Genomic DNA, 19,130 nt, shown 5'->3' on the forward strand with positions numbered 1-19,130 from the left:
CTGATAAGACATATTTTATATCAGGTAGACTTAGCCGCCAGAGGGAATAGGCCGAAATGCGTGTGAGATATTTCCTACAACAGCACACAAATAACGATTTTAACGACAATATGTCGATTCTAAGACTCTTTATGGCGCTCTTTAAGTTGTGTGTTCTGTGCCTGAACCATATGCTGGATAAGCTTTTCCTGAGCCCCGGTGTTCATCCCATAAAAATCAATTCGCCAGTAATAGCTCTCTTTCTCATCTTCCTGAACCACACAGGAAATCACCCGGCCAAAGGTGACGATTTTAATTTCCGCAGGGAAAAGCGTCAGCTCCAGGCGCAACCGGGTTCCCGGCTCAACGGGCTCATCATTCTCAAACCCCATGCCACAAGCGCTGATGTTCACTTCTTTCACTTTTTGCGCAATACGACCAACCAAGTCCTTATCCAGTGACAAATGGTTGACCACCCGCTCAAGCTTCTGGTTGAACAGCATGATTAACTCTGCGATCTCGGGCTGTTTGTCCGCCAGTTCATCCAGCCCCTTCTCAATTTTCTCATCCAAATCAGAGACTTCGATGAGAGCTGCGGGTACTGATGTTCCACACTCCCGAGGTTCCTGGTCAGATCCATCAATGTATTGATAGCTCAAGCCAATGGCTTCAGTAATGCGAAAGTAACGTCGTCGTTCCTGGTTCATTGAGTGGCTCACCGTAAATAGCGCTAGAAAATCTCTTCAGGCTCAAGGTCAAACAGGTATTCAGGCTCCAAATTTAACTCCCTTAAGATATCAGCGCCTTTCTCGTCTTCTTTCAACAACTTGATATCTTCTTCTTCCAGTTCACTTTCCACTCCCTGCTTGATCAGTATTTCAACCCGGCGGTTGATTGCGCGGTTTTTGTCTGAGTCGTTGGGCAACAACGGACGAGTATCAGCATATCCGGTCACTTCAAAGCGAGTCCGCCTCACGTCACCACCGAACATCAGCTCACGCGCAACGGAAGACGCTCGCATAGCGGAAAGGTCCCAGTTAGAGCGAAAACGTGAATTACTAATAGGAATATCATCGGTATGCCCCTGAACAGCAATGGCACCTTTTTTCATTGCCAGCACTGCCCGAACTTCACGCATCACATCTTTGTATTCTTCCGACATTTCAGCCGACCCTGAAATGAACGAGCCCTTCTCTCGAATGCGAATAATGATCATACGACCACGTGTTTCGATCTCTACCTGACCCGCCTCAATCTGCTCACTCAGTGTTTCCGCAAGTTCGTAGGCATCGTTTTCTGTTTTTTGTAACAACTCCTGCAGCTTCTGCGCGACCTGCATTTTTACTCCAGCGGTAGCGCCTTCATCCCCTTGCTCAACGGTAAACTCCTCAGAGCAATCCACATCGAGAGACATTTCAGTAATGTCCTGAGTATGCTGCCATATCTCATTTATGGGCGTGGGCTCTGGCCGACCCGGACTGAACTCCTGAGCAATGATGCTGGTCCCCTTGGGAATATCCGTCACGTTCAAACGGTTTTGTACGCCAAACGCTTGTGCCATAGAACCAGCCAAACGCTTGAATTTCATGGCATCCATTTCAGAAAACGAAAGAAGGAGCACAAAGAAACACATCAACAACGACATTAAGTCAGCGAAGGTTGCCATCCAGGCAGGAAGCCCTGGGGGACAGTCGCATTTTTGTTCTTCTTCGTCACTCATAGATTGGACATTCTCACCTTAGGCCATCTGAAAGCCTTAAGCATCCTCGACCCCTCGCTTACCTTCAGGCAGGTAGTTACGCAGCATGGAATCGATTACCCGGGGGTTCTGCCCTCCTTGAATCGCTAACAGGGCATCAATGACCAGGCTCTTGATCATGGCCTCTTCCGCCGCCCGTAATGTCAGCTTGTCACCTATCGGGCTACACATGGCGTTGGCGATCACAGCCCCATAGAGCGTGGTTAACAGAGCTACAGCCATTGCCGGACCAATTGCTTTTGGGTCATCCATATTGGCCAACATGGCCACCAAACCAATCAACGTACCAATCATTCCCATTGCGGGTGCAACATCGGCCATGGCCTTAAAAATTGAGGCTCCGACACTATGTCTTTCAATGGCCTGATTTTTCTCTTTGTTGAGTATTCCCTTGACCACATCCGGGTCATGGCCATCCACCAACAGCTGAATGCCCTTTTGTAAAAAGTCGCTACTGACTTCTTTTCCTTCCAATGAAAGCAATCCTCCCTTACGCGCCTCATCGGCGAGAGAAACAATTTCATCAATCAATTCATTCGGATCTGGAAGTTTGGATTTAAAGCTCTTCCCCGCCACTTTCACAGCGCCCAGGAACTGCCCCAGACCATACTTGGCCATCACCGCAAACATTGTTCCGCCCACCACGATAACCAGCGAAGGCGCATTGACGAACATGCCCAAGTCGCCGCTCATGAGCATAGACAAAATGATCAGTGCCATCGCACCGATAAGTCCAACCAGGGTTGCTAAATCCACAAAAGAATCCTCAAACAACTAGCAGAATGGCAAATACCGCCCCATAGCTTAAGTCTAGACACAAATCGACTAAAAGGATGATTGATACCCGCAAAAAGGTTATGACAATTCAAGTATAGGGGTTATCGGCTATGTGAATCTTTCTTGAAGTATGAATTCACACGTTGACCTATCGGAACGGCTTAGGTAGTTTAGCCACCGAAGTCGTGGAGGAATTCTTTTGAGCCGTAAAACAACATCACCACAAAAATTTGAACAATCCCTCGAAGAACTTGAGGCCATAGTGACATCACTTGAATCTGGTGAATTGAGCCTGGAAGAATCCTTGAAAGTCTTTGAAAAAGGCATTCAACTCACACGAGGCTGCCAAACTGCCCTTCAGGAAGCAGAGCAAAAAGTACAACAGCTAGTCGATCAGAACGGCAAGCTTGAGCCTTTTGAACCGCCAGAAGAGGCGTAGCAGGAAAAACCACAGCAAGCTTAGGTAATGCAAGATACAATACCCGGCAAGCATTACTGGATAAGCATATACCTCACCAATGAGCACAGAACTACAAGACTTTCTAACAACTTACCAAACCCGCAGCAACCAACTTCTCGAAAACCATCTGGCAGGCTATATCAAGCACTCACACAAAAAGCTTGCTGAGGCCATGAAGTATGGTGCTCTCATGGGCGGCAAGCGTATAAGGCCAGTATTAGTTTATGCGGCAGCCAACGCGCTGGGGTCAATCAATCATATTGCCGATACCTTCGCCTGCGCAATAGAAGCTATCCACGCTTACAGCCTGATTCACGATGATTTGCCAGCCATGGATGACGATGATCTCAGACGAGGTCAAGCCACTTGCCATATTGCTTTTGATGAAGCAACAGCAATCCTCGCCGGAGATGCCCTTCAGTGTATGGCCTTTGAACTGATTGCAGACGATAGCGACATACCTGCAGGTAAAGCCATTCAGGCTATTCGCCTGCTTTCGAAAGCGGCGGGCGCTCACGGCATGGTACTTGGACAGGCGATAGACCTTGAAGCGGTAGATCAGGATATTTCGATAGAAGCCCTGCAAAACATGCATGAACATAAAACCGGCGCTCTTATTGAAGCTGCGGTGCTTCTCGGTGCTTTAGCTGCCGACGCAAATAGCGAACAGACTCACGCACTTAGCCGCTATGCGAAAAATATTGGACTGGCTTTCCAGGTACAAGACGATATTCTGGATGTCACCACAGATACAGAAACGCTCGGTAAACAGCAGGGTGCCGATGCCTCCAACAATAAACCGACTTATGTATCACTGCTTGGTCTGGACGGAGCCAAAGATAAAGCGACAGGATTAATTCAAGCCGCTCACGAAGCGCTCGCCCCCCTGGATAACGCGAGGGTTTTGCACGATCTTGCCGATTATATTATCGCCAGGAATTACTAATCCCACGGTCAACGGGTATATATGCTAGATTCGCAAATTAACTAACATTCCCATTAAGTCGCCTGTGGTATAACACCCTGACATTCATTCAGTACTGAGTAACGAGACATTGGCACAAGAAGATTCTTTTTTAGACGATATCAAATGGACTGAAGATGGGCTGGTTCCGGCTATCGCTCAAGACGTCAAAACCGGTAAAATTTTAATGATGGCCTGGATGAATAAGGAGTCCTTACGCCTGACTGCGGAAGAAAATATCGCTGTTTACTGGTCCCGTTCGCGTCAACAGCTTTGGCGAAAAGGCGAAAGCTCGGGTCACACGCAAAAAGTACACAGTATCCGGCTAGATTGTGACGCTGACGTCGTACTCTTGACTGTGGAACAACTTGGGGGGATTGCCTGTCATACGGGCCGGCAGTCATGTTTTTATCGTGAACTACACGACGGTAAGTGGGTCACTACCGACAAGGTACTCAAAGACCCTAAAGAGATTTATTCATGAAAGAAGTTCTGGAACAACTGACAGAGGTACTTGAACAACGCAAAGCCGAAGGCAACCCGGAAAAATCCTATGTTGCTCAACTTCACCAAAAAGGCATGAACAAAATCCTGGAAAAGGTAGGCGAAGAAAGCGTTGAAACCATTATTGCCGCCAAGGATGCCGAGCAATCAGGCAAAGTGGATTTATTAATATGTGAAACTGCAGACCTCTGGTTTCACTCAATGGTGATGCTTTCCCACTTGGGCACAAGTGCAGAAGCCGTTCTGGAAGAACTCGCTCGACGGTTTGACCTGTCAGGCCTGGAAGAAAAAGCATCGCGCGGTAAATAAACAGCAGATTATTAGGTAGGTTCGACATGGGTCTTGGCGGTATTAGTATTTGGCAACTTTTAATTATTTTGGTCATCGTGTTGCTTTTATTCGGCACAAAACGATTAAAAGGCCTGGGCAGTGATCTTGGCGGAGCCATCAAGGGCTTCAAACAAGCCATGAATGAAGATGAAGCTGCGGAAGAACAGAAGAAGGTGGAGCAGGAAGAAACCGACACAGCTTCCACTGAACAGGAAAAAACTGAACACAAAGACAACGTTCAGTCTTAATTCTCCGTGTTTGATATCGGTTTCCTCGAACTTCTGGTTATTGCCGTGGTTGGCCTGCTTGTGGTCGGCCCGGAGCGTTTACCAGACACAGTTAAAACCTGCGCTCGCTGGGTTGGTCGCATCAAGCGTGTCTTGCGTAATGCCCGCGAAGAATTTGAACAACAGATCGGTGCAGATGAAATTCGGCGAGAAATACACAACGAGGAAGTACTGCGTCGTCTTCAGGAATTAAAAGATACCAAACAGGAGATCGAACAACAGTTCGAGCCCCCCCTTCGACATTCCCCCATTGACGACGATGAAGAGGAATTCGAGGCTGTTCACCCATCGCATAATACTCAGCACGCTCAGGATAATAACGAGCACAGCGATACGCCAAACAAAACATGATGACCGACAAGACTCCTCCCTTCTCAGGCTCGCAGGACGCCCAACCATTGGTTCAGCATCTTATTGAGCTTCGCTCACGGTTGATTTATTCACTGATCTCTGTGGTCATCGTTTTTATTCCGCTGTTTACCTACGCCAACGATGTGTATGAGTTTGTCGCTGCACCTTTGCAAAAGTTTCTTCCCGAAGGCAGCAGCATGATTGCAACAGATGTGGCGTCTCCTTTTTTAACGCCATTCAAGCTGTGTCTGTTTGCTTCCGTTATTCTTGCTGTTCCCTTTATCTTTTATCAGCTCTGGCTATTTGTTGCACCAGCCTTGTACAAAAGTGAAAAGCGTATTGCGCTGCCACTGTTTATTTCCAGTGTTGTTTTGTTTTACATGGGCATGGCGTTTTCTTACTTTGTGGTCTTCCCTTTGGTGTTTGGTTTTTTCACTTCGGTTGGTCCCGAAAGCGTTTCGGTAATGACGGATATCAGTAGTTATCTGAACTTCGTGTTAAAACTATTCTTCGCCTTTGGTATTGCGTTTGAAATTCCAATAGCCACCATCTTGTTAATTTCGGCAGGTATTTTGTCCGCAGACAATCTGGCAGCAAAGCGCCCTTATGTTATCGTCGCCTGCTTTGTATTAGGTATGCTACTCACGCCACCAGATGTTATTTCACAACTGCTTTTAGCCATTCCCATGTGGCTGCTATTTGAATCCGGTCTTTTATTTGGCCGTATAATGGTTAAGAAAAAAACAACCGCAGATAATTAATCGATTCCTAAACAGCTCTTGCCTTACACCATTTAGAAAAACAAAAAACGAACTTTTCACCACCTGAAGACCAAGTGGTGAAAGTTTAGAAGAATAATATAAAAGACTAAGTTCAGGTTTCTGACGCTGTAACGGAATAAGACCTAGGCTCGGGTTCAAGCCCCAACTCTCGTCCGACCATTCTCGCCCCTAACAGATATAACGCGGGAACCAACAGTAGTGTTACTACGGTGGCAAACATAACCCCAAAGGATAAAGAAATAACCATAGGGACAAGGAATCTGGCCTGCACACTTTGCTCAAACATAATCGGCATCAGGCCAACAAAGGTGGTAATGGAGGTGAGAATAATGGGTCGGAATCGATCCTTCCCTGCCTGAAAAACGGCGTTGTAAACACTCTTCCCCTGATGACGTAACTGCAAAATTCGGTCAAGTAAAACCAAATTATCATTCACCACAACACCGGCACAGGCAACAAAACCGAGTATCGATAACATACTCACTTCTCGCCCCATAATGATGTGACCAATAACTGCCCCCATAAAACCAAAAGGCACAGCAGTTAACACAAGAATGGGTTTGCCATACGAGCCAAACGCCATAGCCATAAGAATATAAATTACCAATAAAGCAATAATAAAATTCTTCAGGATCGCCGTCATAAACTCCATTTGGTTTTTCATATTGCCATCTGGAGCCAAGCTAAAACCAGGAAATTCTTTTTTCCAAGTTGCCATATTTCGATGCATCATATCGGACACAATCGTATTCGGATCTTCCCCGGGCGTCATGTCTGCCGTGATAATAATCACTCGTTTTCGGTACATGCGCTTGATCGTGGTATAACCTGGAACCAATTCAATATTGGCAACCTCTTCCAACGGAACTTCGACACCAGCCGACGTTCTCACCCGCATATCATTTAATTGGTCCAAACGGCTGCGCTCATCCTTCGGATAACGCACCAAAACTTTGACGTCTTCTTCGCCTAACGGAATACGCTGAACTTCGTCGCCATAAAAAGCTTGCCGAACCTGCCTGGCAACATCCGATAAGCGAACACCAAGTGTTTCTGCATGGGGTTTCAAAGATAAAGACACTTCATCACGAGCGGCCTGTAAGCTGTCTTTTACATCAAACACACCGGGATAAGAGGCCAAAGCATCAGACACCATTTTCGCTGCCCGCTCTTGCTCTTCCCGCTTATTCGAGCCAATGGTTAAATTAAGGCGAAAGGCTTCACCACGAGAATTAATGGTGTAATCCAGGCGATATTCTTCTGCCTCAGGCACGTCACCAATTAACTCCCGCCAACGTTTTTGAACTTCAGGTGTTGATACCTCACGGAGTTCTGCATCGACTAGCGCCAAGTCCACTTTAATGCTAATACCACTCACATAGGTTCTAACGTGCTCAATAAAATCGCCGGTACCATTAATTCCCAGCATGACCTCATCGGTTCTTAGCTTTTCTGCGGCCTGTTCGAAACGATCAACAATTTCTTGCGTTTCAGCAAAAGCACTTCCCTCCGGCATTTTAGCCGAGGCGGCCACATAATCACTGGCGACGTTGGGCATAAAGCTGGATTTCATCCAACCTGTTGCATAGAGTGAAATCGATAGAAAAAAAGCCAGTAAAAAAGCGACAACTGTTGCAAAACTGTTATGCAATATATTGTGTAATCGAGGCGCGTAGACATTTTCAATAAAACGACTCATTCCATCCGAAAATATTTTTCGAAAACGCGCAAACTGCTTCAACAGCTCAAATCGACTTTCCTGTTCAGGCTTCATATGGGCCAAGTGGTTTGGCAATATATACATACACTCAAAGAGTGAGAACAATAAACAAAGAATGACGACCATAGGTATGGGGTAACTCATTTTCCCCATCGGCCCAGGAATAAACAACATAGGGGCAAAGAAAATAATAGTACTAACAACAGCAAAGAAAACCGGTTTAGCAACCAACTTCGCTCCGGTTACCGCAGCGGAATTATTTTTCATCCCACCCTGCTGACGGGTATAAATGCTTTCCCCCACAATAATGGCGTCGTCCACAACAATCCCCAACACCATAATAAAGGAGAACAGCGAAATCATATTGATACTGGCTCCAACGTAGGGAAGAACCCAGAATGCGCCCATAAAGGAGATTCCAATCCCGACACAAACCCACGCGGCCAATAGTGGACGTAAAAACAACATCAATACAATAAAGACAAGCACCAAACCACTAAAGGCATTACTCATTAACAGGTTTAAGCGGCCTTTAAACAGTTTTGACCAATCTCGCCAAACGGAAATCGTCACACCTTCTGGCAAGAAATCTTTACTCTTTGCCAGATACGCTTTCACTTCCTTTGTCGAAGACAGTACATCTGGTTTATCCGAAACAGACACTTCCAAAAAGACAGCACGTTCGCCATTAAAGCGGGTTCGGCTATCCAACTCGGTAAAATCATCTTTTACCAAAGCCACGTCTCGAACATATATTTTGCTACCATCTGGATTCGCCCGCACAACAATATTTTCAAAATCCGCTGCAGTATAAGCCTGACTACGTGTTTGAACCTGAATATCACCGTGATCACTTCTGATCATTCCTGCGGGCAAATTTAAAGACGAACCTTTAATCGCGGCAGAGACTTGATCAAAGGTTAAATTATATCGACGTAAATCCTGCTCAGAAATTTCAATGGCCATTTCATAATCACGAGCGCCGTGCAATTCGACATAGGATATTTTGGGCAACAGAGATAACTCATCTCGAACACGAATTCCTGTTTGCTTTAATGCTTTTTCTGAAACATTACCATGTATTGCCAAACTCATTAACGGGCTGCGAGCGATGAACTTGCGGGTAATTGGTCTTTCTGCATTGGGAGGGAAAGTAATGATGGAGTCGACACTGGTTTTTATATCATTGACGACATCATCCGGATCGTATCCTTCAATCACTTCAGCGGTAACAATACCATACCCCTGCCTTGCCTCAGATGAAATTTCGTCTATACCTTCCAGGTCAGCAATGGCTTCTTCTATCCGTATATTAATTTGCTGTTCAACCTCGGTTGGACCGGCGCCAGGATAGGACATTGAAATCTGAACGACTTGTGTTTCAATGGTCGGGAAAACTTCTTTATTTAGATTATTAAAACCGAGAAGACTACCGGCACCACCCAAAAAAATGATAATCATCATTAAATTTGAAGCAACAGGATTTTCAATAAACCATTGAATCATACGTCCCATGGATTACTTCTCCTCAGCTAACAAATACGGTTTTGGTTCAACCTCCTGACCTGGAGAAAGAAAAGCCTGCTGCCCGACAATCACTTTAGTGTTTTGTGTTAGACCATCCCGAATCCAAACATGCCCATCTTGATGCTTGATCACATTAACCTGTTTTTCCTGGACAACATTTTTTTCATCCAGAGCGTAAATACGGTTTCGCCGGAATACGGCGTTCTCCGGCAGTTTTGCTACTTGATCAAGCTGCTTACCCTTGATTTCAACATCAACAAACAACCCCACCAATAAGGGAGGCCGACCAGATGACTCATCGGTGATAAACGGATTTTCGATCTCAGCAACGGCGTAATACATTCGGGATTGCGTATCGACACTGGCTTCCGTTCGCTTAATTTTTCCATCCCAGTAGTAACGTGTTCCGCCAATCTCCGCACTGACCTTTACCGTAGCCAAACTGTCATTTAACCCTTGATTGACACCTAAGGGTAAATCCACCAAAGCAACCTGGCGGTCTGTTAGCGGCAAGCGAACCTCTGCAACACTGGTGTCGTATATCCGCGCAATACGTGTTCCCGGTGTTACGTATTGCCCTAAATCGGCATAGGTTGTTCTTATTCGTCCGGCAAACGGCACGCTTATAGCGGTACGAGCTAAATTCAACTGCGCGTTGTTAACATCCGCCTTGGCGGCTTTCACCGCTTCTTCTGAAGCGGCCAGTTGAGGTTTACGCAAGAATAAGTCGTTGGCATCACGGTTGCCCAAGTCCTGCCATTCCCGTTTTGCCTGACGAGCCCGCCCCCGTTCAGAAGCCAGTGCCTGCTCGGCATTAGCCAGCTTTGATTTAGCACCTGCCAGCGCATATTCATAGTCCGCTCGATCAATACTGACCAGTGTTTCATCCTCGTTAAAAAAGCCACCATCAACAAAGTTTGGTGCAACAGAGACAACTTCACCGGCCACGCGGGCCACAATATCAATCTCCCGCCTGGGCGATACTGTTCCCTGAGTAATGACATCCACACTGGCCTGCTGCATTTGTACGGGCACAACCGCAACTTGCGTCAGAGTTTCTGGTGGTTTAGGGACGGGTTTTGGCTTGGGACTCAACACCACCACCATCACAATGATAAACACGCCAGGAATTAAGATTTTTATCCACAAAGGAAGTCGACGAACTAACTCTCGAATGGCCAAACAGGCTTCTCCTTAGAATAGTTTTATTGCTACAACTGAATACGAACCACACAGTGAAATGGGTTCGCGCATTTTACCCCCTAAAAGCACAAGTAAAAGTTAACTTATGTTAACTCGGGGGGAGATAACGAAAAAAACATTCATCCCCAATAACCCGAGGATATTGAATTCATGCAATTAGTGTGAACAGACCCCAACTTCAATACTGGCTGTTTTTTTACATTATTTGCTATATTGGCTGCCAAAATTGTCTCTGAAGGTAACGGGTAACAATAATGACCGCACGCACAATAAAAATCTCCGTCCTTATGCTGCTAGTGCTTTTCGCTTCTGCGTGCTCAATTAATAAACTACAGCACTCAAAAGCCAAGCCTCTGGAAAATCAGCGGTCAGGCAAAATCACCGTAGACAGAAAAGCTACCGGGCTTTCAGGCGACAAGGTTGGCTGGGGTCGCTTCTCGCTGCTGGCTATCCCGGTGGTTCCCGTCGGTATTCATGGTGATGAGAGTTTACACATTATGGGCAGCGTCCGTGCCGCACTGGAAGCTGCCGGGTACAATGTGGATAAAACCAGCGCATACTCCGTGCTCAATGCCGCCCACCTTCGCGTCCATGTCACCAAACTAAGGTTCAGCAACTACACGCCATTCCTACCAATTCCTATTCCCCTGGTGCCAACATGGGGGATAGCAAAAGTTGAGCTGCGCCTGGAAGATCGTGACGGAGCCGCTATTTGGCAACAGGAAGTGATAGGTCGAAGCTCCAACCTCAAGTTCTGGGATGGCTACAACGCCGCCGCACGCGGTGTAATGAATAATCTGGTTAAGAATATGGCCAAAGCGTTTGCCAGTGACGAATTCTATCGAGCTTCTCTTCGTATAAAGAAATACAGTGATCTCAAAAGCGAGACCGTGGAAGAGAAACTGGATCAGCCCCAGAAAACGGAAGAACCTGCAGTGCCATAATTCGCCACAATCTATCCCAATTCACCACAACCATGCCATAAGAACACCCGGCCGTTGTGGTGGAATACCTCTATAGATTTTCGTATTGGAGGTACATCATGGCATTTGGCAGAAAGAGAATACCCAAACACCTTATTCTCGACCCAGCACCACAGTCATCCAACAAAATAGGTTTTGGCTGGTTGGTGGCAGCACTACTGCTTATCAGCTTGAGCATGTTCGCTTCATCCAAGCTCAGCGCAGATGAGATAAGACACAGCATAAACAATGAAATGACGAATCAAGTGGCCAACACAGTGCTAACAGCAGGCATTTCATCGTCCTCAATTGCCCCGGAACAAATCATATTGTCTCTTAGCTGGTTCTGTTTCTTTGGCCTTTTTGTTTTTCTATTGGTCAGACTATTAAAGAAAGAGCACTAACATCGACCCTATTTCGTTCGCCCCCATGTTTGTCCTGATGATAAGAGCGAACGAAATAACCCGGCCCGCCAAACAATGTTCGCGAAGCCCCTGCCATAAGACGTACAATATGCGTTTTACGGCTATTCACCAGGGTTTTACTGCACATGCAAAATTTGCTCATCATCGTTGTCTGCATGAGTTTGGGTTACTTACTGCAAAAAACAAAAAAATTCCCGGACAATGCGGCACAAACATTAAATTTATATATCATTTATGTTTCAGTTCCTGCCGTAATTTTTTTACAGATTCCCAAAATCCAGTTGGGCTGGTCAGCATTGATCCCGGCATCCGCGGCCTGGATTCTATTAATCCTATCCGCTCTGTTAACACGTTTTGCTGCACGCTTTTTTTCCTGGAGTAAAGCCGAAGAAGGCTGTTTGATGCTGCTTATTCCTCTTGGAAACACATCGTTTCTCGGGCTACCACTGCTTGATGCCACCCTGGGTAAGGAAGCCTTACCCATCGGCCTGCTCTACGACCAGTTTGGTAGCTTTATCGCTCTAAGCACTTACGGCATGTGGGTACTGGCGACCTATTCAGGGGAAAAAGCATCAGCCAAAGAGGCGATAAAAAAAGTTCTCAGCTTTCCACCATTTATTTGTATTTTTCTGGCGTTAGCTCTGACCGGGGTAAATTACCCTAGTTGGGCGGAATCCATTCTCAGTCGTCTGGCAGACACACTTGTTCCAGTCGTTATTGTTGCGGTTGGATTACAGTGGCAGTTTAAAACTGATAATTCGCATATAGGGGCAATCAGTTTTGCCTTGCTCATTAAACTGATGCTTTTACCCGCATTAACCTTTGCTACCCTATCACTGTTTGGCGATTTGGATCTGACAGACAAGGTCACCATATTACAGGCAGGTATGTCCTCAATGATCACAGCGGGCGCTTTGGCATCCAGCCACCAGCTTGCCCCACGGATGTCAGCAGCAATTGTCGGCTATGGAATTCTAATAAGTTTGATCACCGTCCCTATGTGGCACTCAATAATTACTTAATAATGATACATTTTATGTAAGACTTATTTTTTTCATAACAAAGGCTTCAATCTTATGAAGGTATTACAGCCGATTCTATCATTATTAATTCTCTCTCTTTCCACGATCGTATCATCCAACACCATTATTGGTGGACGTCATACAGAAACCGAGGAAGGTTTCCTTTCCAGTTGGCCAGGTACTTACTACGAAGCCCGTTTTACCGGTTCAAAAATTGGAATAAAAGTTAAAGGCCAGGCAGATTACTTTAACGTAGAAATCGATAAGCAATTTCACTCTGTAATACAAGGCAACAATGGTTCACCTCAGTGGATTGAAAACCTTGATAAAGGCACACACGATATTCGATTAAGCAAACGCACAGAATCTCATTATAGCTTCGCGAGCTTCCAGGGTTTTATTCCGGCTAAAGGAGAGAAGTTACTTCCTGTAAAAAATCAACGAACCAGAATGATAGAAATTATTGGTGATTCCAATTTTGCAGGTTACGGAAACGAATCAACCGAACGAGAATGTACAGAAGACGAAATCAGACAAAAATCCAATGCCGATAAAACATTTAGTGTTCTGACAGCCAGGCACTTTAATGCTGACTATCAACTAAACGGCTATTCAGGACAAGGTATGGTACGTAATTGGGGGGGCAACCAACCTGACGTAAATTATCGAATTCACTACCAGAGAACACTTACCGAAGACCCTGCGAGTGTTTATACGCCGCCAAAAGAATGGAAACCCGAGGTCGTCCTTATCGGCCTGGGCTCTAACGACTTTTCGGTCGAAGTAAAAGAAAAAGAAAAATGGACCAACGTCACACTACATAAAGCCTATAAAAAAGCTTACCTCGATTTTTATAGAAAACTAAGACAGCAATACGGCTCCAAAGCTCTGTTTATTTTCGCCTCACAACCCTTAGCAGGTTCAGATTACTTCAATAACTTAGTCGCAGAAATCGTACAGAGTCAGGAGAAAAAAGGAGACCGTATCGCCCACTGGAAAGTCGGAGTTACAGAATTAATCGGATGTCAATGGCACTACTCTTTGAACGACCACCTCGCTGCATCCAAACAGCTGATTGATATTATTGAAAAAAACAAACCGGAATGGAAAAAGCAGTAACAACAAACCCACTGCTGAGCCTCAGCAGTGGGTCGTCTTTTTACACAGAAACCTTATCCAAAGCCTGACTGACATCGGCAATAATATCGTCGATATGCTCTATACCCACCGAGATACGTACCAAATCAGAACTCACACCAGCGGTAGCCAACTCTTCTTCATTTAATTGTCGGTGAGTTGTGGAAGCAGGATGGCAAGCCAAAGACTTGGCATCACCAATATTTACCAAACGTAAAATCATTTGCAACGCATCAATGAACTGCGCTCCAGCTTCTATGCCGCCTTTGATACCAAAACTCAAAATGCCCGAAGCTTTACCACCGGTAATTTTTTTACACACGTCATTGTATGGGCTGGTTGGTAACGCCGCATAATTCACCCAATTCACTTTTTCATGATTCTTTAGGAACTCCGCCAGTTTTTCCGCATTTTCACAATGACGCTCCATGCGTATGCCCAGCGTTTCCAACCCTTGTAGAATTTGAAAAGCATTTAATGGTGATATCGCAGCGCCGGTATTACGCAAAGGCACAACCCGACACCGGCCGATAAACGCAGCCGGACCAAAAGCTTCGGTATACACCACACCATGATAGGAAGGATCTGGTTCATTTAGAATCGGAAAACGATCTTTATTGGCAACCCAATCAAATTTCCCAGAATCGACAATCACACCACCAATAGATGTGCCGTGGCCCCCCATATACTTGGTGAGAGAATGCACGACAATATCTGCACCGAAATCAAAAGCACGGCAAAGAAATGGCGTTGCGACGGTATTGTCGACAATCAGCGGCACGCCTTTTTTATGCGCAACTTCCGCCAGTTGTTTAATATCAACAATATTCCCGGCAGGATTACCAATGGACTCACAAAAAACGGCTTTAGTATTCTCATCTATCGCACTTTCAAAAGCCTGAAAATCATCGTGGGAAACCATACGCACTTCGATTCCCTGCTTTGGCAAAGTGTGAGCAAAGAGGTTATAGGTTCCACCATATAGCTGGCTGGTGCTAACAATATTTGATCCGACCTCACACAAGCACTGAATAGCATATGTGATTGCCGCCATACCTGATGCAACAGCCAGGGCACCAACGCCGCCCTCTAGAGCTGCAACACGCTGTTCCAGAACACCCGTTGTTGGATTCATAATTCGGGTATAGATATTTCCGGGAACAGCTAAATTAAATAGATCTGCACCATGCTGCGTATTATCGAATGTATAGGATGTGGTTTGATAAATAGGCACAGCCGCAGATTTCGTCGTTTGTTCAGACTCATAACCATGATGCAGTGCAATAGATTCCAGTTTCATTCTCTTACCTTGTGAGTAGTGAGTTATTTATTTTGGTGAAACCGCCTATCAAAAACCAATTTACCGGCAGACGGCTTGATATTAATCAACTCTCTCAGTCTGGTATAAAAGTGCATTTTGGGCAACAGCTATTTAACCGGCCACCGCAGTGTAAACCGAGCTCCCCCCATTGCGGAAACATCGACAGACGCCCGCCCTTCGTGCCATTGCATCACTCGCTGAACAATAGACAAGCCCAAACCAAAACCACTTTTTTCAACATTGGTGCCATTTCGCAGGCGAACAAACGCCGAAAAAACACGTTTTCGTTCAGTTTCAGGAATACCCACGCCATCGTCTTCAACCTGAATACAGACCTGCTGCTTGGGACAAGTTTTTTCAATATGAATATGAACCACAATGTTTTTGCGGGCATACCGAGTGGCATTTTGCAAAAGATTATGCACCGCCCGCTCCATAAGATTCCATTCACAAAAAACATTACAAGGAGAGACTTCTGCATTAAAAGAGAACTGAATCTCCGGACATTGAGATTCAAAAAGGTCAATATGGGCCGCCACCATTTCAACCAGATCGCCTTCCTGCATATCCAGATCGCCGCTTTCTTTTTCAAAACCGGCATAATTTAGCAATTGATTAATTAGATTATCCATGTCGGCAACATCTTTTTTGATGTCACCAACCTGACTGACAAACTGTTCTTGATCGTCTTTTTTACTTTCCTGCAACATTTCCAGCGCGAACTTCATCCTCGCCAGCGGTGTTCTCAGTTCATGGGAAACTGCGTAGGTCATATCTTTATAAGACGAGACCAGCTCTTTAATCCGCTTTGACATTTTGTTAAATGCCCGCGCAAGAGGATACACGGCAGAACGTTTTCCAATATCTATTTTTTTGGGGGCACCATCTTTACCTATGTTATGTGCCTGCAACTGTAACCGCTGTAGATCACGAGACAGAGGCCATACCCAAAAATACACAACAAGAGCAATAGCCACATAAAAGAAAACGATAGACAAACGATAAGCAACGGGGTTTCTGGTTTCAGGAAAATCGGTTTTTACCGCCAAGACATACAGACTTTGAGCAATACGCTTGTAACTAGTCACACTGCCATCATCCATTTCCAAATAAACCGGCTCTCCACCAGCCAGGCTTTTATATATTTTGGAATTAGCGAAATCGTCAACGGCCACTAGTTCAAAACTATGAGCAATTTTACCGCTGGCATAATCAGCATTTAACTGTGCGATTAGCGCTGTGATATTACCTTTGGCTAACTCGTTATCGGTCTCAGTTTTATATATCTGCTCCACAGCGGAAAAGAAAGGAAACTCAAAAGTATCGACAGGATCGGGAATATACCAACGCCAAAGCATATTGATAAGCAAACCAAGGAAAATAACTGAAGCAACAATAAGGATATATAGATAAGTAAAAGGTCTATTCATTATTCGTTTAAATTACCAGGCGTCTTTAACGAACAAATAACCTCTACCCCAAACAGTTTTGATTTTATCTGGGGCATTTCCCGTATCGCCCATTTTCTTACGCAACTGCGAAATTCTGACATCTAAAGTTCGATCCAGGCCATCGTATTCTCTGGAGTAGATTTCATTATAGAGAAAATCCCGACTTAATATCTTCCCTTCATTCTTAGCTAAGGTTAGCAGCAAGTCATACTCATGACTGGATAATTCTACGGGTTCATTGTTCAACATTACCATTCGGGTATGCGTATTAATCTGCAAACTTCCGTAGTGAATTTTATCCTCCAAAGAGTCTTTAGCGTTTTGAAAACGCCTCAATAATGCCCTCACCCGAGCTAATAACACTCTCGGTTCAGCGGGTTTGATAACGTAATCATCCGCCCCGAACTCCAATCCCAAAACCTGATCCATGTCGGAATCGCGCGCGGTTAACATTAATATTGGCCCAGAGTAAACAGGGCGAATTTCTTTGCAAACGGTTAAACCATCCTTACCGGGCAGCATAACATCCAAAATAATAATTTCCGGGCAATAGGACTTTACACGACGAGCAACATTTTGCCCGTTGGACTCAATCACGGTTCGAAAACCATTATTATCCAGATAATCCTTAACAAGATTAGCAAGTCTTAGATCATCTTCAACCAGCAATACCAAACTCATTAATAGAAGCTCCAGGCATTTCTTCTTCGTCGACGAAGCTGCTTATCTCCTTGTACTACCTCAAAAACTTGACTCACCAGTAAGGTATCGGCATCAATTTCCTTTAAATAAAAATCAATGTTGTTTTTCGTGGTCAACTCAAGTTCATGACTCCCCTCAAACTCATCCTCCCAACATCGCAGAGGAAGGTTTTTACCACTTTGAAATAAACACAGTGAGCGTGCTTGCTGAGAAACCCAACGGACTTCAATCAGATCCTTACAAATTGTATCGCCTTGCGACAGGATACAAATACGCGGCTTAATGGAAAACTCAATTCTCGGCATACTTTCTGCGCCATAGCCTCGGGCACAGAACACCATATTTAAGCAAACCAGGATAAGGAGCAAGATCGATTTCATGTCTTCCTCCTTAAAAATGGTATACCAAGCCAAAGAAATAGGTGGTGACCTGTTTCTCTTCGACTATGGGACTATGATAAATTTCGCGGGATAACCACTTGTGATGCAATGTCGCCTGCAACGACCAATGCGGTGACAAAGATATCTTGCCATTGAATTTTACAAAGGGAGTGACACCATCCTCTGCGGTATACACAATATTCGAAGATATAAGCTCCCCCGGCTCAATGCCGTAGTAATAATCGAGTAACTCACTGCTCTGCCAGGAAAAACCTCCGGAAAAATTAAATTCATGACGCCGATAAGGAAGGGAGTATGTCGCTGCAAGCCGGAACTCATTGCCATCATGTACCGAAGTGAAGTCCTGCAATGCTTGTGTTTGTAAATGGAAATTCCGGTAATAATAGCTGTATTCCAAACCAGCCAAGCCAGCAGTCCGCCGATCGTTTAGCTGGTCATAATCAACACTGCCACCATCGACATATCCGCCGTCCACCCACTCACCACCATCGGGCTCGGGGATCTGCCCTGTGCTTCCACTACCAGAATCTGGCTCTAAACCGTCACCACTACTCCCTCCAGATAACCCTCCTCCAAATCCGCTGGGAGAGGAACTACCACCTTCAATCGCAAAGTTACCAATATTCCAGCGATCAAAATAGATTTGCTCGTAGCCGATAGTCGCCACGCCGTTAAGCATGTGATGAGGAGAATCCAATAGGGTATACCCCAACACCAGGTTATCCAGGAATATTCTTTTGCCGTAATAACTGACCTCAGGCAATAAATATATGGGGATATCATCACCACCAACCAGAGGATTAGTTCGCTCACCCACACCGATAGCCAGCGCAAACTCCCAGGATCCAACCTCAACACACTTTTCCTTATCCGGTTGGCAGGAATCGGAAGCATAAGAACGGATGGAAACAACCATCAGAACCAAAGCGATCCAAATCCCGATTTTTTTCACATCAGGGGTCATACACCTAAAGGCTCCAGCCATTTTGAGTTACTGAGATATCAGAAAGAATCAAACACCTTCGAAAACCGAGCTGTTTGGGCACCAAAGGTAACCCAGACTGCA

21 protein-coding genes are annotated in these 19,130 nt (G+C 45.3%); 11 read left to right on the forward strand and 10 right to left on the reverse strand.

All coding sequences use genetic code 11. The features are described from left to right. Positions 1-119: 119 nt before the first annotated feature. Genes P5V12_RS17305 through pomA form a run of 3 tightly spaced genes read right to left on the reverse strand, consistent with a single transcriptional unit; the run spans position 120 to position 2,494 of the window. Positions 120-686 (reverse strand): PilZ domain-containing protein, encoded by a 567-nt coding sequence (locus P5V12_RS17305; RefSeq protein ID WP_316954348.1) that lies wholly within the window; start codon positions 684-686, stop codon positions 120-122. Between the two features lie 23 nt (positions 687-709). Beyond that, positions 710-1,699, reverse strand: coding sequence for a flagellar motor protein MotB (locus P5V12_RS17310; RefSeq protein WP_316954349.1), 990 nt, complete (start codon positions 1,697-1,699; stop codon positions 710-712). A 36-nt stretch (positions 1,700-1,735) separates the two neighbouring features. Then, positions 1,736-2,494 carry a flagellar motor protein PomA gene (gene pomA / locus P5V12_RS17315; protein ID WP_316954350.1) on the reverse strand — a complete coding sequence of 253 codons (759 nt, stop codon included), beginning with the start codon at positions 2,492-2,494 and terminating at the stop codon, positions 1,736-1,738. A 220-nt stretch (positions 2,495-2,714) separates the two neighbouring features. Between pomA and P5V12_RS17320 the strand changes: the two genes are divergently transcribed. The 7 genes from P5V12_RS17320 to tatC all read left to right on the forward strand — a co-directional run bounded on the left by P5V12_RS17320 (position 2,715) and on the right by tatC (position 6,172). Then, complete coding sequence (locus P5V12_RS17320; protein WP_316954351.1) at positions 2,715-2,954, forward strand: exodeoxyribonuclease VII small subunit; 240 nt, start codon at positions 2,715-2,717, stop codon at positions 2,952-2,954. 79 nt (positions 2,955-3,033) lie between these two features. After that, positions 3,034-3,921, forward strand: coding sequence for a farnesyl diphosphate synthase (locus tag P5V12_RS17325; protein WP_316954352.1), 888 nt, complete (start codon positions 3,034-3,036; stop codon positions 3,919-3,921). Positions 3,922-4,030: 109 nt separating this feature from the next. Next, positions 4,031-4,423 carry a phosphoribosyl-AMP cyclohydrolase gene (hisI, locus tag P5V12_RS17330; protein ID WP_316954353.1) on the forward strand — a complete coding sequence of 131 codons (393 nt, stop codon included), beginning with the start codon at positions 4,031-4,033 and terminating at the stop codon, positions 4,421-4,423. Further along, positions 4,420-4,752, forward strand: coding sequence for a phosphoribosyl-ATP diphosphatase (locus tag P5V12_RS17335; protein ID WP_316954354.1), 333 nt, complete (start codon positions 4,420-4,422; stop codon positions 4,750-4,752). The genes hisI and P5V12_RS17335 overlap by 4 nt, the downstream gene beginning before the upstream one ends. A gap of 26 nt (positions 4,753-4,778) precedes the next feature. Next, positions 4,779-5,021: a Sec-independent protein translocase subunit TatA gene (gene tatA, locus P5V12_RS17340; RefSeq protein ID WP_316954355.1), complete on the forward strand. Its 243-nt coding sequence runs from the start codon at positions 4,779-4,781 to the stop codon at positions 5,019-5,021. 6 nt (positions 5,022-5,027) lie between these two features. Continuing rightward, positions 5,028-5,411: a Sec-independent protein translocase protein TatB gene (gene tatB / locus P5V12_RS17345; protein WP_316954356.1), complete on the forward strand. Its 384-nt coding sequence runs from the start codon at positions 5,028-5,030 to the stop codon at positions 5,409-5,411. Next, entirely contained in the window at positions 5,411-6,172 is a 762-nt protein-coding gene (tatC, locus tag P5V12_RS17350) for a twin-arginine translocase subunit TatC (protein WP_410483343.1), read from the forward strand. The genes tatB and tatC overlap by 1 nt, the downstream gene beginning before the upstream one ends. A gap of 112 nt (positions 6,173-6,284) precedes the next feature. On the opposite strand, the gene P5V12_RS17355 is transcribed toward tatC, so the two are convergent. Then, a complete protein-coding gene (locus P5V12_RS17355) occupies positions 6,285-9,428 on the reverse strand; it encodes an efflux RND transporter permease subunit (RefSeq protein WP_316954358.1) in 3,144 nt (1,047 codons plus the stop codon). Between the two features lie 3 nt (positions 9,429-9,431). Continuing rightward, entirely contained in the window at positions 9,432-10,622 is a 1,191-nt protein-coding gene (locus tag P5V12_RS17360) for an efflux RND transporter periplasmic adaptor subunit (protein WP_316954359.1), read from the reverse strand. A gap of 275 nt (positions 10,623-10,897) precedes the next feature. Here P5V12_RS17360 and P5V12_RS17365 point away from each other — a divergent pair, with 275 nt between their 5' ends. The 4 genes from P5V12_RS17365 to P5V12_RS17380 all read left to right on the forward strand — a co-directional run bounded on the left by P5V12_RS17365 (position 10,898) and on the right by P5V12_RS17380 (position 14,171). Beyond that, complete coding sequence (locus P5V12_RS17365; RefSeq protein ID WP_316954360.1) at positions 10,898-11,587, forward strand: hypothetical protein; 690 nt, start codon at positions 10,898-10,900, stop codon at positions 11,585-11,587. Between the two features lie 98 nt (positions 11,588-11,685). Continuing rightward, positions 11,686-12,009 carry a hypothetical protein gene (locus P5V12_RS17370; RefSeq protein WP_316954361.1) on the forward strand — a complete coding sequence of 108 codons (324 nt, stop codon included), beginning with the start codon at positions 11,686-11,688 and terminating at the stop codon, positions 12,007-12,009. Between the two features lie 146 nt (positions 12,010-12,155). Beyond that, positions 12,156-13,052, forward strand: coding sequence for an AEC family transporter (locus tag P5V12_RS17375; protein WP_316954362.1), 897 nt, complete (start codon positions 12,156-12,158; stop codon positions 13,050-13,052). A 54-nt stretch (positions 13,053-13,106) separates the two neighbouring features. Then, positions 13,107-14,171, forward strand: a complete 1,065-nt coding sequence (locus tag P5V12_RS17380) for an SGNH/GDSL hydrolase family protein (RefSeq protein WP_316954363.1) — start codon at positions 13,107-13,109, stop codon at positions 14,169-14,171. A 40-nt stretch (positions 14,172-14,211) separates the two neighbouring features. Here P5V12_RS17380 and P5V12_RS17385 read toward each other — a convergent pair whose 3' ends face one another. The 5 genes from P5V12_RS17385 to P5V12_RS17405 form a co-directional block, all read right to left on the reverse strand. Next, positions 14,212-15,489 (reverse strand): O-acetylhomoserine aminocarboxypropyltransferase/cysteine synthase family protein, encoded by a 1,278-nt coding sequence (locus P5V12_RS17385; protein ID WP_316954364.1) that lies wholly within the window; start codon positions 15,487-15,489, stop codon positions 14,212-14,214. A 128-nt stretch (positions 15,490-15,617) separates the two neighbouring features. Further along, positions 15,618-16,940, reverse strand: coding sequence for an ATP-binding protein (locus P5V12_RS17390; protein WP_316954365.1), 1,323 nt, complete (start codon positions 16,938-16,940; stop codon positions 15,618-15,620). A 12-nt stretch (positions 16,941-16,952) separates the two neighbouring features. Continuing rightward, positions 16,953-17,642 carry a response regulator transcription factor gene (locus P5V12_RS17395; protein WP_316954366.1) on the reverse strand — a complete coding sequence of 230 codons (690 nt, stop codon included), beginning with the start codon at positions 17,640-17,642 and terminating at the stop codon, positions 16,953-16,955. Next, positions 17,642-18,043, reverse strand: coding sequence for a DUF3019 domain-containing protein (locus tag P5V12_RS17400; protein ID WP_316954367.1), 402 nt, complete (start codon positions 18,041-18,043; stop codon positions 17,642-17,644). Before P5V12_RS17400 ends, P5V12_RS17395 begins: the two co-directional genes overlap by 1 nt. A gap of 10 nt (positions 18,044-18,053) precedes the next feature. Further along, positions 18,054-19,028, reverse strand: coding sequence for a MipA/OmpV family protein (locus P5V12_RS17405; RefSeq protein ID WP_316954368.1), 975 nt, complete (start codon positions 19,026-19,028; stop codon positions 18,054-18,056). Positions 19,029-19,130 lie beyond the last annotated feature (102 nt).

The sequence above is a fragment of the Teredinibacter sp. KSP-S5-2 genome (assembly GCF_032773895.1).
In the GTDB taxonomy this organism is placed as follows: Bacteria; Pseudomonadota; Gammaproteobacteria; order Pseudomonadales; family Cellvibrionaceae.